The sequence below is a fragment of the Sulfitobacter indolifex genome (genome assembly GCF_022788655.1).
In the GTDB taxonomy this organism is placed as follows: domain Bacteria; phylum Pseudomonadota; class Alphaproteobacteria; order Rhodobacterales; family Rhodobacteraceae; genus Sulfitobacter; species Sulfitobacter indolifex.
In genome coordinates this window covers 3,246,431-3,271,523 of sequence record NZ_CP084951.1, presented here as the reverse complement: position 1 = coordinate 3,271,523, position 25,093 = coordinate 3,246,431, and the positions used below count along the sequence as shown (strand labels likewise).

The following is a 25,093-nucleotide window of genomic DNA, read 5'->3' as shown; positions in this document are numbered from 1 at the left end:
CGTGCCTAACGTCCCGCTTTGCTTTTCGCACAGGGGCCGAGTGAGTCCCGGCCCTAAATATTCGTTTCACCCGGCAACAGATCATCCACCCGGTCCCACGCGGGTAACCGACCTGTGTCCTTCGGACTTTGCTAGAATGGCCTGCCCATGAGCCTATCACACCGTAAACCGGCGCAAGAGGCGCTGAACGAACCGTTCGTGTTCTCATCGACAGGGTAAACGTGCTGGCAGCAGCATTCACGACAGTGCGTCGAACCGCTTTTAACGGTCATCCGCACCCCCCTGAAGTTGGCATTCTGCCAATTGGCTGACGCCGTGTTCAGGGCCTGTCCCCCCAAGCGAAGTGAATCGCTGGACCTTTGGTAGCAACTGTTTCAGGTCCGCTTCAACACATCTTCAATCTTGACTCATGTATTGTCTGAAAAGAATCTTAGCCGTGGTTTTCCCGCTGCACTTGCACGAAAAAAGGCGCCGCAGTGCGGCGCCTCTTGTCTTTCAAAGGGTTGGCTGTGGAGCCAGATTAACCCAGTGCTTTAACCCGTGCGGACAGGCGCGACATTTTGCGCGAAGCAGTGTTTTTGTGGAAAACGCCTTTGGTAACACCGCGCATCAGCTCGGGCTGGGCGGTCTTCAAAGCGTTTGTTGCCGCTTCTTTGTCACCGGAGGCAATCGCCTCTTCGACCTTACGGATGTAGGTACGGATGCGCGAACGGCGTGCTTTGTTGATCGCAAAACGCTTTTCGTTTTGACGTGCGCGCTTTGCGGATTGTGTTGTATTTGCCATGAGTATCAGCCTTCGGGTTCATTTTGTTGCGTAGCAATGCGTGACGCCAACCCTACCGGAAATCCGGGCCCCCAAAGGGCAGGTGATTCTAGCCAGAGCGGGCTGCACGCGCATGTATTGAGGCTGCCTATAAGACAGCAGGCGCGGCAATGCAAGCCGCGCCCCTAGAATCGCTTACTTGTCGCGGAACTGCGCTTCGCGTTTCTCGAGGAAGGCAGACATCCCTTCTTTTTGGTCTTCGGTGTTGAACAGCGAATGGAACATGCGGCGTTCAAACAGCAGGCCTTCGCTCAGCGGCACCTCATAGGCGCGGTTCACACATTCCTTGACCACGGTGGCCGAAATCATGGATTTTTCGGCGATCTTGCCAGCGGCGGCCATGGCTTCTTCCATCAGTTTTTTCACCGGTACCACGCGCGAAACAAGGCCCGAACGCTCGGCTTCGTCGGCGTCCATGAAACGGCCTGTCAGGTTCATATCCATCGCTTTGGACTTGCCCACCAGACGGGTCAAACGCTGGGTGCCGCCGATACCAGCTACAACACCAAGGTTGATCTCAGGCTGGCCGAACTTGGCGCTTTCCGAGCAGATGATGAAATCGCACATCATTGCCAGTTCGCAGCCGCCGCCAAGGGCATAGCCAGAGACCGCTGCAATGATCGGCTTGCGGATGCGCAAAATCTGATCGGTTTCGGGCGTGAAGAGATCCCCCATGAAGACGTCGACAAAGCTTTTGTCGCGCATCATTGCGATGTCAGCCCCGGCAGCGAATGCCTTTTCTGACCCGGTGATGACTATGCAGCGCACCTTGTCGTTTTCCTGCGCGCCTTTCAGCGCTTTGGCCAACTCACCCAGCAACGCGTCGTTAAGCGCATTCAGCGCATCCGGGCGGTTGAGGGTGATCAAGGCTACATGGTTGTCCACGTCCACGGTGATCGTTTCGTAAGCCATCAAGAATGCTCTTTGTTGTTGCGCTCAGGGGACTGTGCATACCACGCGGCAACCATGTTTCAAGTTATCTTTGGCAGCGCGGGCAATAGAAGGAGGACCGTCCGCCCTGAACAATGCGGCCAATGGTGCCGTCACAACTCGGTCGGCGGCAGGCTTTGCCCTCCCGGCCATAGACATCAAAGCTGTGTTGGAAGTAGCCCAATTCGCCATCCGCTTGGCGAAAGTCTTTCAGCGACGATCCCCCCGCCGTGATGGCATCTGCCAGTACCTGACGGATGATCGGCACCAGCCCGGCGATGCGGCTCGCCGAGATGCGCCCGGCCTTGCGCGCCGGATGGATGCCCGCCCGGTAAAGCGCTTCACAGACATAGATATTTCCCAAACCCGCGACGATCCGTTGATCCAGCAGCGCCGATTTAATCGGCATGTTGCGCCCCTTCAGCGCGGCCACCAGATGCGCTTCGTGAAAGTCGTTGCCCAAGGGCTCCGGGCCGAGCGAGGCAAGCAGCTTATGCGCATCGGCGTCCGCGGTGTTCAGCAGGTCCATTGCGCCAAAGCGGCGCGGGTCGTTAAAGGTGATCCGCGCACCGTTACCCATATGCAACACGACATGATCATGTTTCTCGGGCGCCGGGTGGTTGTGCTGAAACTGCCCCAATGGGTCGCCCGAGACCAGCATCCGGCCAGACATCCCCAGATGCACCAGCAGCGATTCCCCGCCTTCCAGATCAGCCAGAATATACTTTGACCGCCGCCGCAGCAGCGACACGCGCTGCCCGGTCAACCGTTCGGCCATCCGGTCGGGGAAGGGCCAGCGCAGATCGGGGCGGTTCACCTCGGCGCGGGCGATCACCTGCCCCTCCATCGCGGGGGCCAGCCCCCGGCGGACGGTTTCGACCTCTGGCAGTTCCGGCATCTCGGTTTCCCCTCTCGCTTGCCTGTGACAAAAGGCACGCATTGTCCCTAGCCCCCGGCACCCTATAACAAGGGACTGAACCAGAGGATCGCAAGAGCAGATGACCCAGGACGCTGACAAAACCACCCATTTCGGGTTCGAGACCGTTCCCGAACATGAAAAAGCAGGTCGCGTGCAGGGCGTGTTCAACTCTGTCGCCAGCAAATACGACATCATGAATGATGTGATGAGCCTCGGGATCCACCGCGTCTGGAAAGAGGCGATGATGGATTGGCTTGCTCCGCGCCCCGGTCAGAAGTTGCTGGATGTGGCGGGCGGCACTGGCGATGTGTCCTTCAAGTTTCTGGGCCGCGCGGGCCACGGTCATGCCACGGTGCTGGACCTGACCGAGCCGATGTTGGTCGAAGGCCGCAAGCGTGCGGAGGCCGACAGCCTGACCGGCAGCCTTGACTGGGTGGTGGGCGATGCGATGACGCTGCCGTTTCCCGACAATACATTCGATGTCTACACGATCAGCTTCGGCATCCGGAACGTGACCCGCCCCCAAGAGGCGCTGAACGAGGCTTACCGCGTGCTGCGCCCCGGTGGCCGTCTGATGGTGCTGGAGTTCAGCCAGCTGCCCAACCCCGCGATGCAGAAAGCCTACGACCTCTACAGCTTCAATGTAATCCCGCGCATGGGCCAAGCCATCGCAGGCGACCGCGACAGCTATCAATATCTGGTCGAATCGATCCGCAATTTCCCTGATCAAGAGACCTTCCTGTCGATGGTGCGCACTGCCGGGTTCGGGCAAGCCAAATATCGCAATCTCTCGATGGGCATCGCGGCGCTGCATTCGGGCTGGAAAATCTGATGCGCGGACCTCACAACATCTGGCGGCTGATCCGCACCGGCGCCACGCTGGAACGTGCCGGAGCGATGAATGTGGTGCTGGATGCTTTTGATGCCTCCCCGCCGCTGCGCTTCGTGGCCCGTGCGCTTGGCCTGCCGTTCAAATGGCTGGGATACAAAGGCGACCCAACCATGCCGCCTGCGACCCGCGCGCTGACGGCGCTTGGCCCCGCCTACATTAAATTCGGTCAGGTGCTGTCGACCCGGCCCGACGTGGTGGGCGATGATCTGGCGGTGCAACTGCGCGTGTTGCAAGACAAGCTGCCGCCCTTTGATACTGCCCTTGCCCGCAAGGCGGTTGAGCAGGAACTGGGCGAACCGGTCAGCGCTATTTTCTCGGAGTTCAGCGAACCCGTCGCCGCCGCCTCCATCGCGCAGGTTCACTACGCGCGCATGGCCGAAACGGGCGAAGAGGTTGCCGTGAAGGTGCTGCGTCCGGGCATCGAAAAGGCCTTCCGCAAGGATATCGATGCCTTCTACCTCGCCGCGCGTATGGCCGAGATTTTCTCCCCCGGTTCGCGCCGCCTGCGCCCGATGGAAGTGATCCAGCATTTCGATGGCGTCGTACGCGGTGAGCTGGACCTGCGGCTGGAAAGCTCTGCCGCGTCTGAATTCGCCGCCAACACCAAGGACGATCCCGGCTTTCAACTGCCCGAGATCAAGTGGAACCACTCTGGCCGCCGCGTGATGACGCTGGGCTGGGCGGATGGCCTTCCGCTGGGCGACAACGCCGCGCTTGATGCTGCGGGCCATGACCGCGTGGCGCTCTCAGAGCGGGTGCTGCAACTCTTCCTGCAACACGCCCTGCGCGACGGCTATTTCCACGCCGACATGCACCAAGGCAACCTCAAGGTCGCGGCCAATGGCGATATCATCGCGTATGACTTCGGCATCATGGGTCATATCGACAGCTATACCCGCCGGGTCTATGCCGAGATCCTCTATGGCTTCATTCGGCGTGATTATCTGCGCGTGGCCAAGGTCCATTTCGAAGCCGGTTACGTGCCTGCCGACAAAGACGTCGATGAATTCGCCCGCGCCCTGCGCGCCGTCGGCGAGCCGATCTTTGGTATGGACGCCACCCGCATCTCTATGGCGCGGCTGCTGACGTATCTCTTTGAGGTGACCGAGCGCTTCGGCATGGAAACCCGGACCGAGCTGATTTTGTTGCAACGCACGATGGTTGTGGTCGAAGGGGTCGCGCGCTCGCTCAACCCGCATATCAACATCTGGGAAGTCGCGAGCCCGATTGTGACGGATTACATCACCAAATCGCTCGGCCCCCGCGCTATGCTGTCGGACCTGCGTGATACGGCGATGGTTATGGCCCGCTTTGGCCCACGTCTGCCGGGGCTGGTCGAACAGGCGCTGAACCGTCAGACCGAAGAGCAGCCGCAGCGCCGCCCGCGTTTCTGGCGCTATATCGCGGCGACGGCGGTGATGTCGGGCATTACGGGGGCGACGACAATCGCCCTCATTGGCGCGCTGCTTTAAGGGGTTGAGGGGGCCATATGGCCCCCGCCTTGTTTTAAGCGATACGTTCAATTGCCAGCGCGATGCCTTGACCGCCACCGATGCACATGGTGATCAGCGCGCGCTTGCCGCCAATCCGCTCCAATTCATAAAGCGCCTTCACGGTGATGATCGCGCCCGTCGCGCCAACAGGGTGGCCAAGCGCAATCGCCCCGCCATTCGGGTTCACCTTCGCGGGATCAAAGCCCAGTTCCTTGCTCACGGCCAGCGCTTGGCTGGCGAAGGCCTCGTTGCTTTCGATCACGTCGAAATCGCTAGCCTTCAACCCGGTACGCTTCAGCAGGTTCTGCACGGCAGGGATCGGGCCGATGCCCATCACCTCAGGCCGCACACCAGCATGGGCGTAGCCCAAGATGCGCGCACGGGGTTTCAACCCGGCGGCCTCAGCCGCTTCGGCGCGGGCCAAGACCAGCGCTGCAGCGCCATCGTTGATGCCGCTGGCATTGCCCGCTGTGACGCGCCCATCTTTCTGGAAAACGGGGCGCAGCCCGGCCAGTGCTTCGGCGGTCGTGGCCTTGGGGTGCTCATCGGTGTCAAACGGCACCATGTCGCGCTTCACCTTCTCATCGACCGGCACGATTTGATCTTTGAAGTGCCCCGCCGCGATGGCCGCCGCCGCGCGCTCTTGGCTTTGCAGGGCGAAGGCGTCCATTTCCTCGCGCGTGACGGTATGTTCATCGGCGACATTCTCGGCCGTGACGCCCATGTGGCCCGTGCCGAAGGGACAGTTCAGCGTGCCGAGCAGCATATCAAGGCTACGCACATCGCCCATCTTCTGACCCCAGCGGGCGTCAGGCAGGATGTAAGGCGCGCGGGACATGCTCTCGGCACCCCCGGCAAGGGCGAAATCCGCGTCGCCCAGCATCAGGCTCTGCGCTGCCGAAACCAACGCTTGCACGCCAGAGCCACAGAGGCGGTTCACGTTCATCGCAGGCACCTCATCCGGCACGCCAGCCTCCCGCGCGGCGACGCGGCTGAGGTACATGTCACGCGGTTCAGTGTTGATGACGTTGCCGAACACAACATGGCCGATCTGGGCCGGATCAACGCCTGCACGCTCCATCGCGGCGCGTGCGACGATGCTGCCCAATGTGCTGGGCGAGGTCGCGGCCAATGCGCCGCCGAAGGTGCCGATGGCGGTGCGGGCGCCGCCCAAGATGACGATATCGTTTGACATGAAGCTCTCCTCTATCCGTTGGCGGCACTATGGGATGCCGGTGCTGCAATGTCAGGGGGAACGTTCCGTCAAAGCGCCGCTTGACAGGGGCAGAGCGCCGCGCGACATATCCGCCATGACGGAAAACAATGACAAGATCCTGACGCAGCTGCCCGCCCGCCTGAAAGAAGCGCGGCAGGGGCAGGGGTTGTCGCTTGATGCTGTGGCCAAGCTGTCGGGGGTGTCACGCTCTATGGTGAGCCAGATTGAGCGCGGCGAATCGAGCCCGACCATTGCGACACTGTGGAACCTCACGCGGGCCTTGCAGGTGGATTTCGCGGGGCTTTTGGATGGTGCCCCCACCGAAGCGCAGATCGAAGTGCTGCGCAGCGCCGCGGTGCCCACTATTAACAACCTCGGTTCTGGTTGCCGCATCCGCATCTTATCCCCGCCCGAAGAGGCCGGGCGTCACGAGGTGTACGAGTTGCTTATCGCCGAGGCTGGTGTTCTGGAAAGCGCCCCACATACCCGCGGCGCGCGGGAGCATTTGAGCGTCTTTGAAGGCGCGGTCGAAGTGACCAGCGGTGCAGGGTCTGAGCAATTGCAAGCTGGCGATACCGCCCGTTATGCTGCCGATGTGCCCCATGCCATCCGCGCCACGGCGGGGCCGGTGCGGGCCTTCTTGGTCGTGCAGGACGCCTAATATCCGGTATATCGGATAAAATCCGCTATTCAAGAAATCCTCTATTTCGGAATAGCTTCCGCTATGGTAGATGAGCCTCAAAAGGGAGAGACTCATGACCAAAGCATTTCTGGACCACATCACCGACACCCTGGCCGAGATCGACGCCGAAGGCATGATGAAGCGCGAGCGGCTGATTACCACGCCGCAGGGCGGGGAAATTGAGGTCGGCACCCGCGAGGTTATTAACCTTTGCGCCAACAATTACCTTGGGCTGGCCGACCATCCCGACCTGATCGCCACGGCAAAGCAGGCGATGGATGATAAAGGTTTCGGCATGGCCTCAGTCCGCTTTATCTGCGGCACGCAGGACATTCACCGTGAGCTGGAGCAGAAGCTGGCAAGCTTCCTCGGTCATGACGATTCGATCCTCTTTGCCGCTTGTTTTGACGCCAATGGGGGGCTGTTTGAGCCGCTGTTGGGACCAGAGGATGCGGTGATCTCGGACGCGCTGAACCATGCGTCGATCATCGACGGCATTCGTCTGTGCAAGGCAAAGCGCTATCGCTACGCCAACAGCGACATGGACGATCTGGAGGCCAAGCTGAAACAGGCCCGCGACGACGGCGCGCGTTTCATCATGATCGCCACCGACGGCGTATTCTCTATGGATGGCTACCTCGCCAACCTGCCCGAGATTGTGGCGCTGGCCGAGAAATACGAGGCACTGGTGATGGTGGATGACTGCCACTCCACCGGCTTTATGGGGCCGAAGGGCGAGGGCAGCCCGGCGCATCATGGCGTTAAGGTCGATATCGTCACCGGAACGCTGGGCAAGGCGCTTGGCGGGGCGATCGGCGGCTATATCGCCGGGCCGCAGGCGGTTATCGACCTGCTGCGCCAGCGCGCGCGCCCCTACCTCTTTTCCAATTCTCTACCGTCTTCGATCGTGATGGCGGGCATGCGGGCGCTGGAACTGGTGGAGCAGGGCGACGACCTGCGCGCACGTCTGTTTGAGAACACCACCTATTGGCGCGCGGGGCTGGAGAAACTGGGTTTTGATCTGCTGCCCGGTGAGCATCCCATCGTTCCGGTCATGTTGGGCGAGGCGCAACTGGCGCAAGATATGGCGGCGAAACTGTTTGAAGAGGGAGTCTATGTCTCGGGCTTTTTCTTTCCGGTCGTGCCGCGCGGGCAGGCGCGCATCCGTACGCAGATGAATGCAGCCCTTACCCGCGAGCAATTGGACCGCGCATTGAAAGCGTTTGAAGTGGCAGGCAAGTCCTGCGGGGTGCTGAAATGACCACCAACGAAATGAAGGCGCTTTCCAAGCTGCATGCCCGCGAGGGGCTGTGGATGACCCACGCCCCGGTGCCGGAAATCGGCCCCGACGACGTGCTGATTAAGATCAACAAAACCGGCATTTGCGGCACCGATATCCACATCTGGAACTGGGACGATTGGGCCGCGCAGACCGTGCCGGTGCCGTTGATCACCGGGCATGAATTCGCGGGCGAGATCGTGGAATTAGGCCGCAATGTCGAAGGGTTGGAGATCGGCCAGCGCTGCTCTGGCGAGGGGCATCTGATCGGCAAACAGTCGCGGCAAAGCCGGGCGGGCAAGTTCCACCTTGATCCCGCGACGCGGGGCATCGGGGTGAATGAGCAGGGGGCCTTTGCGCAGTACCTCAAGCTGCCTGCCTTCAACGTCGTGCCGCTGCCGGATGAGATCTCCGACGACATCGGCGCGATCCTCGATCCCTTGGGCAACGCAGTACATACGGCGCTAAGTTTTGATCTGGTTGGGGAGGATGTGCTCATCACAGGGGCTGGCCCTATCGGCATCATGGCCGCCGCCGTGGCGCGGCATGTGGGCGCGCGGCATGTGGTGATTACGGATGTGAACCCCGCCCGGCTGGCGTTGGCGGAAAAGGTTGCCGATGTGGTGCCTGTGAATGTGGCTGAGGAAAGCCTTGCCGACGTGATCCCGCGCTTGAAAATGAAGCAAGGCTTCGACGTGGGGCTAGAGATGTCAGGCAACCAGCAGGCGCTGGATCAGATGGTTGAGGCCATGACCATGGGCGGGCGCATCGCCATGCTGGGCATCCCCCCGGGCAAATCGCCGGTAGATTGGAGCCGGATCGTGTTCAAAGCAATCACCATCAAAGGCGTCTATGGCCGCGAGATTTTCGAAACGTGGTACAAGATGATTGCCATGCTGGAAAACGGGCTTGATGTCTCGGGGATCATCACCCACCGCTTTGGGGTGGACGATTTTGAGCAGGGCTTTGCCGCGATGAAGTCAGGCCAGTCGGGCAAAGTGGTGCTTGACTGGACCTAAGCCAATCAGGGGCGCAGGCGATTGCGCCCCTGTTGCGTTAGTACCCAAGCCTCATCCCCCTCAAACACCGCTGCACAAAGCGGTTTGCCGTAGCCCGCGCCGGTGTCGAGGTTGACGCGGTTGCCGTAATGCACGGCGCTGTCCACGGGGGTGTGGCCATGCACGATCAGCTTGGGGTGCGCTTCCGTAAATTCGTGAAACTCGCGGCGGATCCACAGCAGATCATTCTCGCGCTGCGCGTCAAGCGGCACGCCGGGGCGGATCCCTGCATGGGCAAAGAAATGGTCGGGCGTTTGATGCGACAGCGCGAGGGTTTTCAAGAAATCAACATGCGCCTGCGGCACCGCTTCGTGGGCCTTTGCATGCACGTCTGACATGCGGTCCCGTCCACTGACCGAAACCCCGTAGGAGCCAAGCGTCGTATCGCCGCCCAAGCGCGGATTCAGCCAGTTCAGCTCGACCAGCAAGAGCGGATCATGGCGCGGAAAATCCTCCATGAACCAGCTGAACATGCGGTCATGGTTGCCCATCAAGAAGGTCCAGTTGCGGCCCTCGGCCTTGCCGTTTGCCAGCCGATCAATCACCGCTTTGCTGTCCGGGCCGCGGTCGGTGTAATCGCCTAAGAAAACGATCTGCGCGTCCGGCCCGCCGTCTTCTTCGATCAAAGTTAAGACGCGCTCAAGCTCGGCGGCGTGACCGTGGATGTCACCGATGGCATAGATGGGGCTGGGCATATTCATTCCTGTCTTTCTGCGTCCTCCGTGATGCCGCAAAGCGGCTGGGAAGGGAAGGGACAGAGACCAGATGCCCGCAAAAGCAAAAGCGCCCCACGAGGGGGCGCTTTCAAATTTGGCAATGTAAAATCAGGCCACGTCGAATTGCAGCGGCTTGATCTGGCGGAACATGCCGGTGTCGCGCAGCTTGCCAATGACCGCCTCGGGCACCTGATCGTCAACATAGAGCAGGGCAATCGCTTCGCCCTTGGCGGTGTTCCGGCCCAAGGTGAAATTGGCGATGTTCACGCCGTTTTCGCCCATGGTTTGGCCCAAGGTACCGATGATGCCCGGCACGTCTTCGTTGGTGGTGTAAAGCATATGCTCTCCGATCTCGGCGTCGATGGTGATGCCTTTGATCTGGATGAAGCGCGGCTTGCCGTCCGAGAAGACGGTCCCGGCGATGGAGCGTTCGCGCTTTTCGGTCACCACGGTCACTTTGACATAGCCGTCGAACACGCCGGATTTGTCCTGGTTGGTGGTGCTGATCTGGATGCCTTTTTCGCGGGCAACCACGGGGGCGGAGACCATGTTCACATCCGGGTTGGCGCGTTTCATGATGCCCGCCACGACACCACAGTTCAGCGCCTTGAGGTTCATCTGGCCGACCGAGCCGTCGTAAAGGATGTTGATCGCCTTGATCGGCTCATCGGTCATCTGACCGATGAAGGCGCCAAGATGCCCGGCCAGCTTGACCCATGGGCCCATGACCTTGGCTTCTTCGGCGGTGACCGACGGCATGTTCAGCGCGTTGGTCACGGCACCGGTCAGCAGGTAGTCTGACATCTGCTCGGCCACTTGGAGCGCCACGTTTTCCTGCGCTTCGGTGGTGGCGGCACCAAGGTGGGGCGTGCAGACCACGTTGGGCAGATTGAACAGCGGGTTGTCGGTGGCGGGTTCTTCGGCAAAGACGTCAAAGCCTGCGCCTGCGACATGGCCTGATTTCAGCATTTCGGCCAGCGCCTCTTCGTCGACCAAACCACCACGGGCACAGTTGATGATGCGCACGCCGGGCTTGGTCTTGGCAAGGTTTTCGCGGCCCAAAATGTTCGCCGTTTGATCGGTGTAGGGCACGTGCAGCGTGATGAAATCAGCGCGCTTGAGCAGATCATCAAGCTCAACCTTCTCGACGCCCATCTCTTCGGCCTTTTCCTCGCCCAAGAAGGGGTCATAGGCCACGACTTTCATCTTCAGCCCACGCGCACGGTCGCAAACGATGCCCCCGATGTTGCCCGCGCCGATGACGCCCAAGGTCTTGCCGGTCAGCTCAACGCCCATGAACTTGGACTTTTCCCATTTGCCAGCATGGGTAGAGGCCGACGCTTCGGGGATTTGGCGCGCCACGGCGAACATCATCGCGATGGCATGCTCGGCCGTGGTGATCATGTTGCCGAAGGGGGTGTTCATGACGATCACACCCTGTTTCGACGCGGCCTCTTTGTCGATGTTGTCGGTGCCGATGCCCGCGCGGCCAATGACCTTAAGGTTCGGCGCAGCGGCGAGGATTTTCTCGGTCACTTTAGTCGCAGAGCGGATCGCGAGGCCATCATAGTTGCCGATGATTTCGGCCAGCTTGTCTTTGTCCTTGCCCAGATCGGGCTGGAAATCGACGTCGATGCCACGGTCGCGAAAGATTTGAACGGCGGCTTCGCTGAGGCTGTCGGAGATGAGTACTTTGGGAGCCATGTTTGTGGTCCTTTTCAAAAATATGGGGGCAGGGGCGGCGCGTGGGGTCACGCGCCTGCCGGAATGCTTAAGCGTTGATTTCGGTCTCGAAAGCCCATTCGAGCCACGGCAACATCGCTTCGATATCTGCCGTCTCAACCGTGCCGCCGCACCAGATGCGCAGGCCCGGAGGGGCATCGCGGTAGGCGCCAATGTCGAGCGCTGCGCCTTCGGCTTCCAACCGCTTGGCCACGGCCTTGGCAAAGGCTGCACCGTCTTCGATCCGGTCGTCGGTGAACTTCAGGCAGACCGACGTGTTGGACCGTGTCGCCGGATCGGTGGCGAGGAAATCAATCCAGTCATGCGCGTCAACGAAATCGGCAATCGCTTTGGTATTGGCATCGGCCCGCGCGATCAGCCCTTTGAGGCCGCCCACGGATTTTGCCCAATCAAGCGCCAGCAAGTAGTCTTCGACGCAGAGCATCGACGGCGTGTTGATCGTCTCGCCCTTGAAGATGCCCTCGTTCAGCTTGCCGCCTTTGGTCAGGCGGAAGATTTTCGGCAGGGGCCATGCGGGGGTGTAATTCTCCAACCGCTCAACAGCGCGGGGCGACAGGATCAACATGCCGTGCGCCGCTTCGCCGCCGAGAACTTTCTGCCAAGAGAAGGTCGTCACATCGAGCTTGTCCCAAGGCAGGTCCATCGCAAAGGCTGCCGAGGTGGCATCGCAAAGCGTCAAGCCCGCGCGGTCCGCGGGGATCGCATCGCCGTTTGCCATGCGCACGCCAGAGGTGGTGCCATTCCATGTAAAGCAAACGTCGTTGTCATAGTTCAGCGCGGCCATGTCGACGATTTCGCCGTACTCTGCGGTGTGAACCTGCGCTTCGATTTTCAGCTGTTTGACCACATCGGTGACCCAGCCCGCGCCGAAGCTTTCCCATGCGACCATCTCAGCCGGGCGTTCGCCCAAGAGCGACCACATGGCCATCTCAAAAGCGCCGGTGTCAGACGCGGGCACGATGCCGATGCGGTAATCCGCAGGCACACCGAGCACTTCGCGTGTGGTCTCGATCGCCTCAAGCAGTTTCGCCTTACCGGGTGCGGCACGGTGGCTGCGGCCCAGCGGTGCGTCCGCAAGCTTGGTCAGGTCGAATGTGGGGATTTTGGCGCAGGGGCCGGATGAGAAACGTGGGTTTGCCGGTACGGCAACAGGTTTCGTGTCCGGGCGCGATGCCGGTTGTGTAATAGCCATTGATGCTACCCTCTCAGATAATCGCCCTTCGTTGGGGAAGGGTGTCCCACTTGCCGGGATACGCGGGGAGGCCGGGCTGGCGCAAGTCGCAAAATGGCGCTAGGACGCCGGTCATGTCGCTTTGCGCGGCGCGAATGATGCGGATCGGAAACTTATGTTCACGGCAATCTTGTTGACCTCCCCCACCAATCCCACGCTTGACCCGGCGCTGGTGGAAAGCCTGCGCAACGCTTGGGGCGGGGGCGATGTGGTCTGGCTCGCGCCGGATGAGGCGGCGGAAATCGCGCTTGGACAGATGCCTCAAAACCGCTGGGATGTTTGGGAAAACTGCCAATCCATGGGGGTCGATCTGGTGATCGTGCCCACCGAGGGGCGGCGCAAAAAGATGCTGCTGGCCGATATGGACAGCACAATGATCCAGCAGGAATGTATCGACGAACTGGCCGAAGAAGCAGGCGTTGGCGCGCATGTGAAAGAGATCACCGCCCGCGCCATGAACGGCGAGTTGGACTTCAACGGTGCGCTGCGTGAACGTGTGGCGCTTTTGAAGGGGTTGGAGGCCACTGTCATCGACAAGGTTTTGGCTGAGCGCATTACCCTAATGCCCGGCGGCGGCGCGCTGTTGGGCACGATGAAGACCAACGGCGGCTATGCGGCACTGGTCTCAGGCGGGTTCACGGCCTTCACCGCCAAGGTTGCCGAGATGCTGGGCTTTGATGAGAACCGCGCCAATACGTTGCTGGTCGACCAAGCCGCGCTGACGGGCGAAGTTGGCCTGCCAATCTTGGGGCGCGAGGCCAAGGTCACCGCGCTGGAAGAGATCACCGCGAAGCTGGGCATCACGGAAGATGACGTCATTGCTGTTGGCGACGGGGCCAATGATCTGGGCATGTTGGGGCGCGCTGGCATGGGGGTGGCACTGCATGCAAAACCCTCAGTCGCGGCGCAATGTGACATCCGAATTAACTTCGGTGATCTGACTGCACTGCTCTTTGTGCAGGGCTATGCGCGCACCGAATTTGCGGGCTGACACAAAAGCCTGATTTGACTCGCAGCGCAGAAGTGGCGGTAATAGGGCATGGCACAGCTGGCCCCGGCCCTGCCGCGCTGTCCGACATTTTGCCGAATAGTGGCATTCTCCTTGGCAGAGCCTGAGCACAGTTTTCCTGTGCCGCATAGCAATAGGGAGAAGAACGATGCCGGATTTTATTTTTGCCTATCACGGGGGCAAGACCCCGGAATCTCAGGAAGAGGGCGAGAAAGCCATGGCGGCTTGGGGTGCTTGGTTTGAGGAACTGGGGGAGCATATCGTGAACCCCGGCAACCCAGTCGGCATGTCCAAAACAGTGAGTGCGCAGGGCACGGCGGACGATGGCGGGGCCAATCCACTCTCGGGGTTCACGGTGGTACGGGCGGCCGACATGGATGGCGCCTGTAAGATGGCCCAAGGCTGTCCGATGGTCGCTGATGGCAGCGGATCGGTTGAAGTCGCGCCTGTGATGGAAATGTAGGCGCGACCTCTGGGCGGGCTGATCAGGCCAGTTCGGCTGCGGGTTTCAGCATCCCGGTTTGAAGCCCGCGCCAGTTGGTGATCGGCGCGTTCATCCGCTTGAGCGCGGCAGGGTGGTTTGCATCCAATGCCCCGAGTTTGACCAGCAGTGCGGTGATCGCGCATTCGGCGGCGCGGGTGGTGCCGCAGGCGGCTTTGAGCGCGATGCCGAGTTTGCGCTCAGGCCAGATGGCGATGAAGAAGCCTTCGGCACCGGTTTTCAGCGCCACTTTGCCGTCCATCGCGCGCATCAATTCGGTGCAGGCGCGGCCTTCGCCTGCCACAAGTTCGGGGTGCAGGCGCATGGCTTCGTGCAGGCGTGCTTCGGCAGAACCTTCGGGGGCGGCGGCGAAATGCGCCATCGCGCGGGCCATGCCGTGCAGGGTGCAGGCGGGGTTGGGGGCCGAACAGCCGTCAATACCATAGCCGGGTGAGGTTTCCTGCGTGACCGTCTCAAACGCCTCAAGGCAGGCTTTTTGCACCGCGTGGTCGGGCTTTTCGTAATCCGGCCCGGTGCCGAGGTGCTTGTTCAGCGTCAGGAAACCAGCGTGTTTGCCCGAGCAGTTGTTATGGATTTGGCAGGGCTTTTCATGCGCACGGATTAGCGCTTCCATGGCGTCGCGGTCATTGGGTTCCTGTGCGCCGCAGCGGAAATCACCATCACTCAGCCCCAGCGTGTCGAGCCAGACGCCAACACGATCTGTGTGGATCGCAGCACCTTGGTGCGAGGCGCAGGCGAGGGCGAGCTGTTCGGTGCTGAGCCCCGCCGCATCGGCAGCGCCGGAATTGATCAGCGGGAGTGCTTGGATCATCTTCGACGAAGAGCGCGGCAGGATCACTTTCTCAGGATCGCCCCAAGCCTCAACAATCTGGCCGCTGTCATCGCAGATCACCGCATGCCCGGAATGAACACTTTCCAGAAAGGGACCGCGCCAAATTTCTGCGAAGGGGGCTGCTTTGCTCATGGGAACTTCCTGTTTCTGGGCGAAAACCTGCCAATCAGGGTTTCGTCGGTCGCGCGTTTGCCGTTATTGTGGTTGGTGTCGAACAGATAGCAGACGCCCGCAAGAGAGCAACCCGCCCAAGGTTGCCTGATCGGGGTCTGTGGATGCGTTGAGGTCAAGGACGGCTGGAGGCTGGACAGATGGAAATGATGAAGACTTGTGGTCTTGCACTTGGGGCGCTCGCCCTTGTGGCAAGCGGCGCAGTGGCGCAGGAGCAGAGCACCAATCGGGTGGCTGCCAAGACCGACTGGAGCGTCTTTGTAGAAGATAACCCGACGGAATGCTGGGGCGTATCAACCCCTAAGGAAGTCGTGAACACCCGCGATGGTCGGGTGGTTGCGGTGAACCGGGGCCAGACGTTGTTGATGGTATTCTACCGCCCGTCGGCTGAGGCCAAGGGTCAGGTTGCCTTTACTGGTGGTTATCCCTTTGCATCCGGCTCGACCGTGACGATGGATATTTCCGGGGATACGTACGAGCTGTTCACCGAAGGGGAGTGGGCATGGCCTGCGACCACGGCGGATGACGCCAAGATCATTGCGGCGATGAAACGCGGTGCGGATGCCAAGCTGATCGGTCGCTCCTCGCGCGGAACACAGACGAGCGATTCCTTCTCGCTGCTGGGTTTCACGGCGGCGGTTGAGGATGCGGCGAAGCGCTGCGGCGGATAATTTGCTCCGGATTTGAATGGAAGCGGCCTCGCGATTGCGGGGCCGTTTTTTTGTGGGGTCAAGTGTGCCACCGGGCCCGGAGTCAAGCCGTAGGCGCCGGGCCATCGCCTGCCCGCTCGGACGGGTAGGCGATTTTGTGAAGCTTGGTGCGACATTGCGAACGCACATCACGGTTGAACCATAAAGTGGCACGAGGCCACGTTGGATCGCCGACCCGCGGGCAGGCGCTGGCCCTTGCAGCACAAAAAAATCGCGGCCCCGAGGGACCGCGATTAAGTACATTACTGCTGAAGCTGCTTAGGCCGCGCGCGACAGCGGAGCCGCAACCTCTTCTTCAATAAAGGCCCCATGCAGCGCTTTAATCACCGGCTGAAGCGTCTCACGCTCAACGATAAACTGCACATCCACATTGCGCGGCCCTTGGCTTGCGCCGATCGCTGTCTGACCAGCCTCGGCAATCGCCACCAAGCCACGTTGCAAGACGGACAAGCCGCTCAAGTCGCGCCCAATGACCGAGGCCATCGACAGCGTGCGGGTCGTGATTTCGGCCGCAGGGTAGATCTGCGCCAGATCCTTCTCCACCCGGCGCATCGTCTTCAGTGAGGCATCCAGATAATGCGTGATCGTATTGGCGTTCGACACCTTGGAGACAATCCGCACATTGTGGCGCGTGAGCACCTCCAAAATCGCGGTGTCATAACCTTTGACGCCGACCATATCCTGTTCGAACAGTTCCAGCGTCACGATATCAAGACCAGTGACGATTTCCACCGCAGGGGTTTCAGCCTGACGGTCGTCAATCAACGTGCCGGGGTCTTCCGGCTCAAAGGCGTTGGTCACGCGCAGCGGCACATCGGCCTGACGCAGGGTCTTGGCCGCCTTGGGGTGAATCGCTTCCATCCCCATGTTCGACAGCTGATCCGCCACGTCATAGTTCGTGCGGCCGATCTTTTTGACGGCATGTTCGCCGACCAGTTTTGGGTCGCAGGACGACAGGTGGAATTCCTTGTGAATGATCGCCTCGCGCGCACCTGTTAGGGCCGCCAGCTTGGAGAAGGTCACCTCGGAATAGCCGCGGTCAAACTCACGCATCAGCCCTTCGGCGCACTGCGCGTAGCCGGTCACGATGGGCATTTCCGTATGCGGGTCGATGCCGTCCATCGCCTGCTCTATGCGCTCATCCAGCGTCACGTTGCCCTCATCGCGCCAACCGGACAGGTCAACGAAACGGGCATTCACGCCAGCGCGCTGCAGCATGATCGTGGTCACAAAGGCGGAATGCGCCTCGCCCAAACCGGACAGCAACTCGCGGATTTGCAGCATGTGCTCAGACAGGCGGAAGTGGCCGTAGGCGCAGAGGCGTTGCAGATCGATCAGACAGTTGCGGGCGCCGTGGGTGCGCTCGGACACAAAGGCGTCGGCCTGTTCGATGTCGCCGGGGTGCTCAAGCACCTCGCGGTGCACGCGCTGCATCTCAGCCGAGACACGGGTCAGCGCCTCGTGCCAGCCGTGATCGTTGCTTGCGTTGGCCAGATGCGCATATACGCCCGGCTCGCCCGACTTCTTATGCTCAAGCAACAGGTTCGTGATCCCGCCAAAAGCGGAGACCACGAAGACGCGCCCATAGATGTCCGTGCCCTTACGGTCACCGACAAAGAGCGTATCCTTGAGCTGATTCACGCGGGACATGGACGTCCCGCCGATTTTTTCGACAGTGTGGGACGGTTGGGTCATATAACTTACGCTACCTCCTCGGCAGGCGCATAGGAGCCGTCTTCACGGTGCACTTCTTTGCCCGTAACAGGCGGGTTGAAGCAGCACGCCATGTGAAGCTCTTCCTCAGCGCGCAAGATGTGTTTGTCGTTCAGGTTCAGCGCATACATTACGCCGGGGGTGATCTCATGAGTCTCGCCGGTGGCGAGATCGGTGATCGAGCCCTTACCCTTCATGCAATAGACGCTCTCAAAGTGGTGCTTGTAGTGGAACGTATGCTCCGACCCTGCTTCCAGCACGGTGATGTGGAAGGAAAAGCCCATCCCATCATCGGCCAGCAGCAGCCGGGTCGAGGTCCATTTTGCATCACCAACGTGGCGGTCGGTGTTCTGAAGTTTATTAAAGTCGCGTACAATCATTGTCAGTTACTCCGCTGCCATTTTCAGGTTTCCAGTCACGTCACGGGTGGCCTGCATGAGGATATCAAACCCTTCGCGCATGACCTTCTCCGGCGTGGTGAGGGGGGCGAGATACTTGACGATTTCGTCATGCGCGCCCGAGGTTTCGATCACGAGGCCCAGCTCATAGGCACGTGCACAGATCGCACCAGCCAGTTCGCCAGAGCCAACGTCGACGCCCTGCATCAGGCCGCGGCCCTTGAGGGTCGCACCATCGATCAAGTCAGCCACGTCCTTCAGCGCGGTGGTCAGAACCACAGCTTTTTCAGCCAGCGACTTTTCGAATTTGTCGTCGGACCAGAACTTCTCAATCGCGACGCGGGCGGTGACAAAGGCGTGGGTGTTGCCGCGGAAGGTGCCGTTGTGCTCGGCAGGCTTCCAGATGTCATGCTCAGGCGCGATCAGCAGGGCCGCGAAGGGCAGGCCAAAGCCCGACAGCGATTTCGCTTGGGTGATCATGTCAGGCTTGATGCCGGAGGCCTCGAAGGAGAAGAAGCTGCCCGAACGGCCACAACCGGCCTGAATGTCGTCAATGATCAGCAGCGCGCCATGCTTGCGGGCGATCTTCTCGATGCCCTGCATCCATGCGTCAGATGCGGCATTCAGACCGCCTTCGCCTTGGATCGGCTCAAAGATAAAGGCCGCAGGGGCATCGATGCCGGAAGAGGGGTTCGACAGCATCGCGTCGATCATTTCCAGCGTGTCAACATTCTCGCCAAGCGCGCCTTCGAACGGCATATGCGTCACGTCGGCCAGCGAGCCACCGCCCGCACCGCCGCGCTTGCCTTTGTTGCCGGTCAGCGCCAGCGCGCCCATGGTCATGCCGTGAAAACCGTTGGTGAAGGAGATCACGTTGGTGCGGCCTGTCACTTTGCGCGCCAGCTTGATCGCGGCTTCGACGGCGTTGGTGCCGGTCGGGCCTGTCATCATCACCTTATAGTCCATGCCGCGCGGCTTGAGGATCTTCTCCTCATAGGCGGTTAGAAAGGCAGCCTTGGTGTCGCTGTGGAAGTCGAGACCGTGGGCGATGCCGTCTGCGGTGATGTGATCGACCAGAGCCGACTTCATGTCAGGGTCGTTGTGGCCGTAGTTCAGCGAGGAGCAGCCGGCGAGGAAGTCGATGTAGCGGTTGCCCTCTTCGTCGAACATTTCCGATCCGCTGGCGCGGGTGAAAACGGCGTTCATGCCGCGGCAATAGGAGCGCGCTTCGCTCTCGCGGCGGGTAAAGATGGTCGTGTTCTGTGCCATGTCCTTAGGCATAGGAATATCCTTTCTCTTCTAGAGAGTCTGTCGTGTGAATTGTCAGCTGCGAATTACGCGGCGCGTTTGAGCGCGGCAGTCTCGGGCAGCGTGATCGTCACCATATGTTCGGTGTCGTGCGCGCCATCGAAATGGGCGTCTTTGGTAAAGTGTGGGGCATCCGAAAGGTCGCCGCCGACGTGGTTCGCAAAGCTGCGGAACAGCCCCCAGGAGGCGTCATTGTCCCGGGTGATCGTGGTCTTGAGGGTCTTGGCGTCCTCAGTTTCATCGCGGTTCACGAGTTCCATCAGCATGGTTTTACCCAAGCCAAGGCCACGGGCCTTGGGGCTGACGGCAACCTGCCAGACAAAGAAGGCGTCTTGTGCAGGGATCATATGGCCAGAAATCCAGCCCACGATGTCGCCGTCCATCTCAGCCACAACACAAGTGTCGCGGAAGTGGTCGGCTTGGATCAGGTTCGCGTAAAGCGAGTTTTCGTCGAGCGGCTTGCAGTCGCGAATCAACCGCCAGATGGCGGCTCCGTCCTCGGCATTTGGCTTGCGCAGTTTGGGTGTGCGGGCTTTTTTCATGTCGAGTTCATTCTGCATCCGTTCGGGGCTCCCTTATTGTTTCGATAAACTAAGTAGGGCATGTCCGGTGATACTTCAACATTCAAAGCAAAATACCTCAAAATACGCTTATAGCGTTGTTTCAGGACCATAGACCTGTGCATATTTGTTTCGTTTTACGAACGAAATTGACGGGTTTCGCTTAGCTATACTAAGCGTTCAGGCCGGTTTTGACCGATTGCTGAGAATGCTCCCAATGTGCAATGATGCACCATGACGCAAAAACATCCCGACCGGGTCGACGAAAGTTTGATCGCCTTACGCCGCATTTTGCGCGCCACCGAGCTCTATGCCCGCGATTTGGCGCAGGCGGCTGGGGTGACCCCGGCACAACTGCGCGTTTTGCAGATCGTCGGCGAGAAGAAAGACCCGACGGCCAAAGCCCTCGCCACCCAGATGGGGGTGAGCCAAGCCACGGTCACCGCGTTGGTCGATAAGCTGGTCGCGCGGGGCTTGGTGTCACGGCTCACCTCGGCACAGGATCGGCGGCAGACCAATATCACTCTGACCAATCAGGGGGAGGACGTGCTGGAAGAGGCGCCTGACGCCTTACAGCAACGTTACGTCCGGGCCTTTGCTGATCTGGCCGATTGGGAGCAGGCGCAGTTGGTCTCCTCGCTTGAGCGCGTGGCGGCGATGCTGAACGTCGATAGTTTGGATGCGGCCCCGGTTCTGGCGACAGGCGAATTGCGGATGAGCAAGAAGGGTTACTAGAGCCGGGCAGGGCGGCCGGACTGCCCCCACTCTCGGCAAACCCTTTTGCAAATCGCGTCATTCCCTATATAGAGACCCATCCCTAGCCTGTGAGTCTTTGCAATGTCCGCTTCCGCGCCCATCACCCAAGACGTGATGACCCTTCCCCGCAAGTTGCCCGAGGGGCCGGTTAACCTTGTCGGTCTGACCCGTGACGCCATGCGCGATGTGTTGATCGCAAACGGCACGCCTGAGAAGCAGGCGAAGATGCGTGTGGGGCAAATCTGGCAGTGGATTTATCAGTGGGGTGTGCGCGATTTCGACTCCATGACCAACCTTGCCAAAGGCTACCGCGCTGAACTGGCAGAGAAATTCGTGATCGAAGTGCCTGAGGTGGTCACCCGGCAGGAAAGCGAAGACGGCACGCGCAAGTATCTTGTTCGGATCGCTGGCGGGCACGAAGTTGAGGTGGTCTATATCCCCGAAGAGGGCCGCGGCACGCTATGTGTGTCGAGCCAAGTCGGCTGCACGCTAACCTGTTCCTTCTGCCACACTGGCACACAGAAACTGGTGCGTAACCTCACCGCCGCTGAGATTATCGGTCAGGTCATGGTGGCCCGCGACGATCTGGATGAATGGCCTGAAACCGGCACTCGGACCGAAGAGGCCCGTCTTTTGAGCAATATCGTGCTGATGGGCATGGGTGAACCGCTCTATAACTTCGAGAACGTGCGCGATGCGATGAAGATTGCGATGGACCCTGAGGGGATCCAGCTCTCGCGCCGCCGCATCACGCTGTCGACCTCCGGCGTCGTGCCCGAGATTCACCGCACCGCCGCCGAGATCGGCTGCCAGTTGGCCGTGTCTTTCCACGCCACCACCGATGAGGTGCGCAACAAGCTGGTGCCAATCAACAAGCGTTGGAACATCGAAGAACTGCTCGATGCCCTACGCGCCTATCCCAAGGTCAGCAATTCCGAGCGGATCACCTTTGAATATGTCATGCTGAAGGGCGTGAACGACAGCGACGAAGACGCGCATCGCTTGGTCGAGCTGATTAAGGGCATCCCGGCCAAGATCAACCTGATCCCCTTCAACGAATGGCCCGGTTCGCCTTACGAGCGGTCGTCGAACAACCGCATTCGCGCGTTTGCGGATATTGTCTATAACGCGGGCTATGCCTCGCCCGTGCGTAAACCGCGTGGCGAAGACATCATGGCCGCCTGCGGTCAGCTGAAATCGGCGACTGAACGCGCGCGCAAGTCGCGCAAGCAGATCGAAGCCGAAGCTGGAATGGGCGGTTAAGCCAGCCCTTCGCGGTCCCGTGCGAGGGCCGCAGCAGTAACCCCCTCGGCGGCGATGTCGCCGGGGATATCTTCGCCCCGTACCAGAGCGGCGGCAGCGCGGGCCAGAGCGGGCGCGGTTTGAATGCCATAACCGCCTTGCCCCGCCAGCCAAAAGAACCCTTCTCCTTCAGGATCATACCCCGCGACCGGGTCACCATCGGGCACAAAGCTGCGCAGACCAGCCCAGCGGCTCTCAATCCGGCGCAAGCTGAGATCAAATGCGGTTTCGATCCGGTCAATACAAATCGCCACGTCCAATTCCTCGGGCTGCGCATCGCAGGGCGCGGAGGGGGTCGCGTCTGCAGGAGAAATCAGCAGCTTGCCCGCATCGGCCTTAAGGTAGAACTGCTCATCAATATCCACCACCATAGGCCAGCGGTCTGGCACCACGCCCTCGGGCGGGGCCACGGTCAGCGCCGTGCGGCGTTTCGGGCTCAGGCCCACGGGGGCGAGCCCGGCCATCGTCGCGATCTCATCCGCCCATGCGCCTGCGGCGTTGACGATGACAGGGGCGTGAAACTGGCTCTGCGGGGTTTCGACCTGCCAATCGCCGTCTTTGCGCAGCGACAGCACTTCGGCCTTGGTCTGCAAAACGCCGCCTGCTGCGCGGAAGGTCTTGAGGTAATGTTGGTGCAGCCCATTCACGTCGATATCTGCCGCCGACCCGTCGCGCAGCCCGGCTGTTGCATAGCCCTTTCGCAGCAGTGGCACGAGGGTTTCGATCTCGGCCCCGGTAAGCGGGGTGACATGCGGTCCTAACTCTTCAGCCGTACGGGCGAGTGAGGTTTGCTGGTCCTGCCGCGCGACAAATACCACCCCGCGCGGCTCTAACAGCGGGTGGTCCAGATACGGGCTGGCCGGGTTGTTGAAGAACGCGGCAGAGGCACGAGACAAAGCGCGGATCACCTCAGGCCCATAGGTCACGGTAAACAGCGCGGCGGACCGGCCCGTGGTGTGATAGCCGGGCTGGCTTTCCCGCTCCAGCAGCAGCACGCGCCGATCACTGGCCAGTTCCGCCGCGACAGAGGCGCCAGCAATGCCCGCGCCGATGACAATGCAGTCAAAACCGGTTGTGGAGGTGTTCATAGTCGTCCCCTTTGCGCAAAGGCTAGCACCGCCTGCAACGGGGCAAAAGGGCGGATACAGGCGAATTCAAGGTTGGATGCCGCGGCGGGAAAACCCGCCAGTATGTTGCAATTGCATGAAGTTTTCCGCCCGAGCCGCAAAGCCGTTGACCGGATGCCCCCGCCCGGCGCAGTCTGTTAAAAAGGGGCGCCCGGTCTGCCGGTTCGATTGATGCTCCTGCCAACAGGAGTGCTGCCCCATGTTTGACCTGCCCCTTACCAAAACCCTTCCCGCGCTGACACTGGCCTTTGGCCTCATGGCGTCCGCCGCTGCCGCTGCCGCTGCTGAGCTTGTCGTCGGCATGCAGCAAGAGCCGACCTCGCTTGATCCAACGGCGGATGCCACCGCCTCCATCGACAGTATGATGACGCAAAACGTCTTTGAATCGCTGACCACCGTGGCCGAGAATGGCGAAGTGCAGCCGAACCTCGCGACCAGTTGGGACGTGTCCGAAGACGGGCTAACCTATACTTTCCATCTGGCGGAGGGCGTGATGTTTCACGATGGCAGCGCGCTGGATGCCGACGATGTGGTCTTCTCCTTCGACCGCGCCATGGGTGAGGAGAGCGTAAACCCCTCCAAGGATATTTTCGAGCCGATCACGAACGTCGAAGCCATTGATCCGCAAACAGTTGAAATCACGCTCAGCGGCAAGGATGCGTTCTTCCTGTTCAATATGGGGCAGGGCGACAGTGCCATCGTCGCTTCCGAGACGGCAGAGGGCAACAATGCCAACCCGGTGGGCTCCGGCCCCTTCAAGTTTGATAGCTGGACCCGTGGCGACCGTCTGACACTGGTCAAAAACCCCGATCACCGCGATGCGGCTGATGTGGCGCTGGATAAGGTGGTGTTTCGCTTCATCTCGGACCCCGCTGCCGCGACCGCCGCGATGATGGCCGAGGAACTTGACGCCTTCCCCGGTTTCCCCGCACCGGAACTGCTGCCGCAGTTTGAAGCCGACCCGCGATTCCGCGTCAACGTCGGCTCGACCGAGGGCGAAGTGATCCTTGCCATGAACAACGCCAAGCCGCCTTTCGACAATGTCGACGTGCGCCGCGCCGTGGCCACGGCCATCGACCGCGAAGAGATCATCGAGGGCGCGATGTATGGCCAAGCCGTGCCCATCGGCAGCTTCTACCCCCCGCATGGCACCGCCTATGTCGACCTGACCGGCGCCTATCCGCATGACACCGAAAAAGCCAAGGCGATGTTCGAGGATGCAGGCGTTGCAGGTCAGACCATGACCCTGCGCGTGCCGCCATTCCCATATGCCACCCGTTCGGCAGAGATCATCCAGAACGAACTGGCCGAAGCCGGGATTGATGCCAAGGTAGAGAACGTCGAATGGGGCTTTTGGATCGATGAGGTCTACAAGAAGAAAAACTACGACATGACCATCATCGCCCACACCAGCCCCAACGACATGGGCAATTTCGCCCGCGGGCCGGATTATTTCTATGGCTATGACAATGCCGAGATGACAGCCCTGTGGGAGCAGATCACGACAGAGGTTGACCCGGCCAAGCGCGACGAATTGCTAAAGCAGGGTCAGCAAATGCTGTCGGATCAATCGGTCCACGCATTCCTGTTCCAACTGCCGCTTTTGGGCGTGTTCCGGCAAGAGGTCGAAGGCTACTGGGCCTCCTCGCCGGTACTTTACATGCCGCTTAAGGGCGTCAGCATCGCCAATTGATTTCTGACTGGCCGTGGCCCCCTATTTGCC

At 60.6% G+C, this 25,093-nt stretch carries 24 protein-coding genes; 11 read left to right on the top strand and 13 right to left on the bottom strand.

The window, feature by feature from the left end; all coding sequences use genetic code 11:
- Window positions 1-520: 520 nt before the first annotated feature.
- The 3 genes from rpsT to mutM form a co-directional block, all read right to left on the bottom strand.
- Window positions 521-784 carry a 30S ribosomal protein S20 gene (gene rpsT / locus DSM14862_RS16035; protein ID WP_007118330.1) on the bottom strand — a complete coding sequence of 88 codons (264 nt, stop codon included), beginning with the start codon at window positions 782-784 and terminating at the stop codon, window positions 521-523.
- Between the two features lie 174 nt (window positions 785-958).
- Complete coding sequence (locus DSM14862_RS16030) at window positions 959-1,735, bottom strand: enoyl-CoA hydratase (protein ID WP_007118329.1); 777 nt, start codon at window positions 1,733-1,735, stop codon at window positions 959-961.
- A 64-nt stretch (window positions 1,736-1,799) separates the two neighbouring features.
- Window positions 1,800-2,651 (bottom strand): bifunctional DNA-formamidopyrimidine glycosylase/DNA-(apurinic or apyrimidinic site) lyase, encoded by an 852-nt coding sequence (gene mutM / locus DSM14862_RS16025; RefSeq protein WP_007118328.1) that lies wholly within the window; start codon window positions 2,649-2,651, stop codon window positions 1,800-1,802.
- 100 nt (window positions 2,652-2,751) lie between these two features.
- Here mutM and ubiE point away from each other — a divergent pair, with 100 nt between their 5' ends.
- The gene (gene ubiE, locus DSM14862_RS16020; RefSeq protein WP_007118327.1) at window positions 2,752-3,504 is read left to right on the top strand and encodes a bifunctional demethylmenaquinone methyltransferase/2-methoxy-6-polyprenyl-1,4-benzoquinol methylase UbiE; all 753 of its coding nucleotides are present in this window, start codon (window positions 2,752-2,754) and stop codon (window positions 3,502-3,504) included.
- Entirely contained in the window at window positions 3,504-5,036 is a 1,533-nt protein-coding gene (ubiB, locus tag DSM14862_RS16015; protein ID WP_007118326.1) for a 2-polyprenylphenol 6-hydroxylase, read from the top strand. The genes ubiE and ubiB overlap by 1 nt, the downstream gene beginning before the upstream one ends.
- 34 nt (window positions 5,037-5,070) lie before the next feature.
- On the opposite strand, the gene DSM14862_RS16010 is transcribed toward ubiB, so the two are convergent.
- Window positions 5,071-6,252 (bottom strand): acetyl-CoA C-acyltransferase family protein, encoded by a 1,182-nt coding sequence (locus tag DSM14862_RS16010; protein WP_007118325.1) that lies wholly within the window; start codon window positions 6,250-6,252, stop codon window positions 5,071-5,073.
- Between the two features lie 115 nt (window positions 6,253-6,367).
- On the opposite strand from DSM14862_RS16010, the gene DSM14862_RS16005 reads away from it, so the two are divergent.
- From DSM14862_RS16005 to tdh, 3 genes are all read left to right on the top strand, one after another.
- On the top strand, window positions 6,368-6,934 hold the full coding sequence (locus tag DSM14862_RS16005; RefSeq protein ID WP_040700750.1) for a helix-turn-helix domain-containing protein: 567 nt from the start codon (window positions 6,368-6,370) through the stop codon (window positions 6,932-6,934).
- Window positions 6,935-7,028: 94 nt separating this feature from the next.
- Window positions 7,029-8,216 carry a glycine C-acetyltransferase gene (locus DSM14862_RS16000; protein WP_007118323.1) on the top strand — a complete coding sequence of 396 codons (1,188 nt, stop codon included), beginning with the start codon at window positions 7,029-7,031 and terminating at the stop codon, window positions 8,214-8,216.
- A complete protein-coding gene (tdh, locus tag DSM14862_RS15995) occupies window positions 8,213-9,253 on the top strand; it encodes an L-threonine 3-dehydrogenase (protein WP_007118322.1) in 1,041 nt (346 codons plus the stop codon). The genes DSM14862_RS16000 and tdh overlap by 4 nt, the downstream gene beginning before the upstream one ends.
- A gap of 5 nt (window positions 9,254-9,258) precedes the next feature.
- Here tdh and DSM14862_RS15990 read toward each other — a convergent pair whose 3' ends face one another.
- From DSM14862_RS15990 to DSM14862_RS15980, 3 genes are all read right to left on the bottom strand, one after another.
- Complete coding sequence (locus DSM14862_RS15990) at window positions 9,259-9,987, bottom strand: metallophosphoesterase family protein (RefSeq protein WP_040700748.1); 729 nt, start codon at window positions 9,985-9,987, stop codon at window positions 9,259-9,261.
- A gap of 129 nt (window positions 9,988-10,116) precedes the next feature.
- On the bottom strand, window positions 10,117-11,712 hold the full coding sequence (serA, locus tag DSM14862_RS15985; RefSeq protein ID WP_007118320.1) for a phosphoglycerate dehydrogenase: 1,596 nt from the start codon (window positions 11,710-11,712) through the stop codon (window positions 10,117-10,119).
- A 67-nt stretch (window positions 11,713-11,779) separates the two neighbouring features.
- Window positions 11,780-12,943 (bottom strand): phosphoserine transaminase, encoded by a 1,164-nt coding sequence (locus DSM14862_RS15980; RefSeq protein ID WP_007118319.1) that lies wholly within the window; start codon window positions 12,941-12,943, stop codon window positions 11,780-11,782.
- A 154-nt stretch (window positions 12,944-13,097) separates the two neighbouring features.
- Between DSM14862_RS15980 and serB the strand changes: the two genes are divergently transcribed.
- Window positions 13,098-13,973, top strand: coding sequence for a phosphoserine phosphatase SerB (gene serB, locus DSM14862_RS15975; protein WP_007118318.1), 876 nt, complete (start codon window positions 13,098-13,100; stop codon window positions 13,971-13,973).
- A 166-nt stretch (window positions 13,974-14,139) separates the two neighbouring features.
- A complete protein-coding gene (locus tag DSM14862_RS15970) occupies window positions 14,140-14,454 on the top strand; it encodes a YciI family protein (protein WP_007118317.1) in 315 nt (104 codons plus the stop codon).
- Window positions 14,455-14,476: 22 nt separating this feature from the next.
- On the opposite strand, the gene DSM14862_RS15965 is transcribed toward DSM14862_RS15970, so the two are convergent.
- Window positions 14,477-15,457, bottom strand: a complete 981-nt coding sequence (locus DSM14862_RS15965; protein WP_007118316.1) for an asparaginase — start codon at window positions 15,455-15,457, stop codon at window positions 14,477-14,479.
- Between the two features lie 185 nt (window positions 15,458-15,642).
- On the opposite strand from DSM14862_RS15965, the gene DSM14862_RS15960 reads away from it, so the two are divergent.
- Window positions 15,643-16,167 carry an invasion associated locus B family protein gene (locus DSM14862_RS15960; protein ID WP_083804546.1) on the top strand — a complete coding sequence of 175 codons (525 nt, stop codon included), beginning with the start codon at window positions 15,643-15,645 and terminating at the stop codon, window positions 16,165-16,167.
- Between the two features lie 297 nt (window positions 16,168-16,464).
- On the opposite strand, the gene DSM14862_RS15955 is transcribed toward DSM14862_RS15960, so the two are convergent.
- From DSM14862_RS15955 to ectA, 4 genes are read right to left on the bottom strand one after another with little or no spacing between them, the layout of a single operon-like run.
- Window positions 16,465-17,856: an aspartate kinase gene (locus DSM14862_RS15955; protein WP_007118314.1), complete on the bottom strand. Its 1,392-nt coding sequence runs from the start codon at window positions 17,854-17,856 to the stop codon at window positions 16,465-16,467.
- A gap of 50 nt (window positions 17,857-17,906) precedes the next feature.
- Window positions 17,907-18,299 carry an ectoine synthase gene (locus DSM14862_RS15950; RefSeq protein ID WP_007118313.1) on the bottom strand — a complete coding sequence of 131 codons (393 nt, stop codon included), beginning with the start codon at window positions 18,297-18,299 and terminating at the stop codon, window positions 17,907-17,909.
- Between the two features lie 6 nt (window positions 18,300-18,305).
- A complete protein-coding gene (gene ectB, locus DSM14862_RS15945) occupies window positions 18,306-19,598 on the bottom strand; it encodes a diaminobutyrate--2-oxoglutarate transaminase (protein ID WP_007118312.1) in 1,293 nt (430 codons plus the stop codon).
- Window positions 19,599-19,651: 53 nt separating this feature from the next.
- Entirely contained in the window at window positions 19,652-20,185 is a 534-nt protein-coding gene (ectA, locus tag DSM14862_RS15940) for a diaminobutyrate acetyltransferase (RefSeq protein ID WP_007118311.1), read from the bottom strand.
- Between the two features lie 234 nt (window positions 20,186-20,419).
- Between ectA and DSM14862_RS15935 the strand changes: the two genes are divergently transcribed.
- Window positions 20,420-20,920, top strand: a complete 501-nt coding sequence (locus DSM14862_RS15935; protein ID WP_007118310.1) for a MarR family winged helix-turn-helix transcriptional regulator — start codon at window positions 20,420-20,422, stop codon at window positions 20,918-20,920.
- A 102-nt stretch (window positions 20,921-21,022) separates the two neighbouring features.
- Window positions 21,023-22,204, top strand: a complete 1,182-nt coding sequence (rlmN, locus tag DSM14862_RS15930) for a 23S rRNA (adenine(2503)-C(2))-methyltransferase RlmN (RefSeq protein WP_007118309.1) — start codon at window positions 21,023-21,025, stop codon at window positions 22,202-22,204.
- Here the strand turns inward: rlmN and DSM14862_RS15925 are convergent.
- A complete protein-coding gene (locus DSM14862_RS15925) occupies window positions 22,201-23,331 on the bottom strand; it encodes an NAD(P)/FAD-dependent oxidoreductase (protein WP_007118308.1) in 1,131 nt (376 codons plus the stop codon). The two genes, rlmN and DSM14862_RS15925, sit on opposite strands and share 4 nt — an antisense overlap.
- A gap of 238 nt (window positions 23,332-23,569) precedes the next feature.
- On the opposite strand from DSM14862_RS15925, the gene DSM14862_RS15920 reads away from it, so the two are divergent.
- A complete protein-coding gene (locus DSM14862_RS15920) occupies window positions 23,570-25,063 on the top strand; it encodes an ABC transporter substrate-binding protein (protein WP_007118307.1) in 1,494 nt (497 codons plus the stop codon).
- The last annotated feature ends 30 nt before the right edge of the window (window positions 25,064-25,093 follow it).

What these genes read in the sequence shown, in the direction of transcription:
- rpsT (WP_007118330.1), bottom strand. Translation starts at nt 784, where the DNA reads ATGGCAAATACAACACAATCCGCAAAGCGCGCACGTCAAAACGAAAAG.
- DSM14862_RS16030 (WP_007118329.1), bottom strand. Translation starts at nt 1,735, where the DNA reads ATGGCTTACGAAACGATCACCGTGGACGTGGACAACCATGTAGCCTTG.
- mutM (WP_007118328.1), bottom strand. Translation starts at nt 2,651, where the DNA reads ATGCCGGAACTGCCAGAGGTCGAAACCGTCCGCCGGGGGCTGGCCCCC.
- ubiE (WP_007118327.1), top strand. Translation starts at nt 2,752, where the DNA reads ATGACCCAGGACGCTGACAAAACCACCCATTTCGGGTTCGAGACCGTT.
- ubiB (WP_007118326.1), top strand. Translation starts at nt 3,504, where the DNA reads ATGCGCGGACCTCACAACATCTGGCGGCTGATCCGCACCGGCGCCACG.
- DSM14862_RS16010 (WP_007118325.1), bottom strand. Translation starts at nt 6,252, where the DNA reads ATGTCAAACGATATCGTCATCTTGGGCGGCGCCCGCACCGCCATCGGC.
- DSM14862_RS16005 (WP_040700750.1), top strand. Translation starts at nt 6,368, where the DNA reads ATGACGGAAAACAATGACAAGATCCTGACGCAGCTGCCCGCCCGCCTG.
- DSM14862_RS16000 (WP_007118323.1), top strand. Translation starts at nt 7,029, where the DNA reads ATGACCAAAGCATTTCTGGACCACATCACCGACACCCTGGCCGAGATC.
- tdh (WP_007118322.1), top strand. Translation starts at nt 8,213, where the DNA reads ATGACCACCAACGAAATGAAGGCGCTTTCCAAGCTGCATGCCCGCGAG.
- DSM14862_RS15990 (WP_040700748.1), bottom strand. Translation starts at nt 9,987, where the DNA reads ATGCCCAGCCCCATCTATGCCATCGGTGACATCCACGGTCACGCCGCC.
- serA (WP_007118320.1), bottom strand. Translation starts at nt 11,712, where the DNA reads ATGGCTCCCAAAGTACTCATCTCCGACAGCCTCAGCGAAGCCGCCGTT.
- DSM14862_RS15980 (WP_007118319.1), bottom strand. Translation starts at nt 12,943, where the DNA reads ATGGCTATTACACAACCGGCATCGCGCCCGGACACGAAACCTGTTGCC.
- serB (WP_007118318.1), top strand. Translation starts at nt 13,098, where the DNA reads ATGTTCACGGCAATCTTGTTGACCTCCCCCACCAATCCCACGCTTGAC.
- DSM14862_RS15970 (WP_007118317.1), top strand. Translation starts at nt 14,140, where the DNA reads ATGCCGGATTTTATTTTTGCCTATCACGGGGGCAAGACCCCGGAATCT.
- DSM14862_RS15965 (WP_007118316.1), bottom strand. Translation starts at nt 15,457, where the DNA reads ATGAGCAAAGCAGCCCCCTTCGCAGAAATTTGGCGCGGTCCCTTTCTG.
- DSM14862_RS15960 (WP_083804546.1), top strand. Translation starts at nt 15,643, where the DNA reads ATGATGAAGACTTGTGGTCTTGCACTTGGGGCGCTCGCCCTTGTGGCA.
- DSM14862_RS15955 (WP_007118314.1), bottom strand. Translation starts at nt 17,856, where the DNA reads ATGTCCCGCGTGAATCAGCTCAAGGATACGCTCTTTGTCGGTGACCGT.
- DSM14862_RS15950 (WP_007118313.1), bottom strand. Translation starts at nt 18,299, where the DNA reads ATGATTGTACGCGACTTTAATAAACTTCAGAACACCGACCGCCACGTT.
- ectB (WP_007118312.1), bottom strand. Translation starts at nt 19,598, where the DNA reads ATGCCTAAGGACATGGCACAGAACACGACCATCTTTACCCGCCGCGAG.
- ectA (WP_007118311.1), bottom strand. Translation starts at nt 20,185, where the DNA reads ATGCAGAATGAACTCGACATGAAAAAAGCCCGCACACCCAAACTGCGC.
- DSM14862_RS15935 (WP_007118310.1), top strand. Translation starts at nt 20,420, where the DNA reads ATGACGCAAAAACATCCCGACCGGGTCGACGAAAGTTTGATCGCCTTA.
- rlmN (WP_007118309.1), top strand. Translation starts at nt 21,023, where the DNA reads ATGTCCGCTTCCGCGCCCATCACCCAAGACGTGATGACCCTTCCCCGC.
- DSM14862_RS15925 (WP_007118308.1), bottom strand. Translation starts at nt 23,331, where the DNA reads ATGAACACCTCCACAACCGGTTTTGACTGCATTGTCATCGGCGCGGGC.
- DSM14862_RS15920 (WP_007118307.1), top strand. Translation starts at nt 23,570, where the DNA reads ATGTTTGACCTGCCCCTTACCAAAACCCTTCCCGCGCTGACACTGGCC.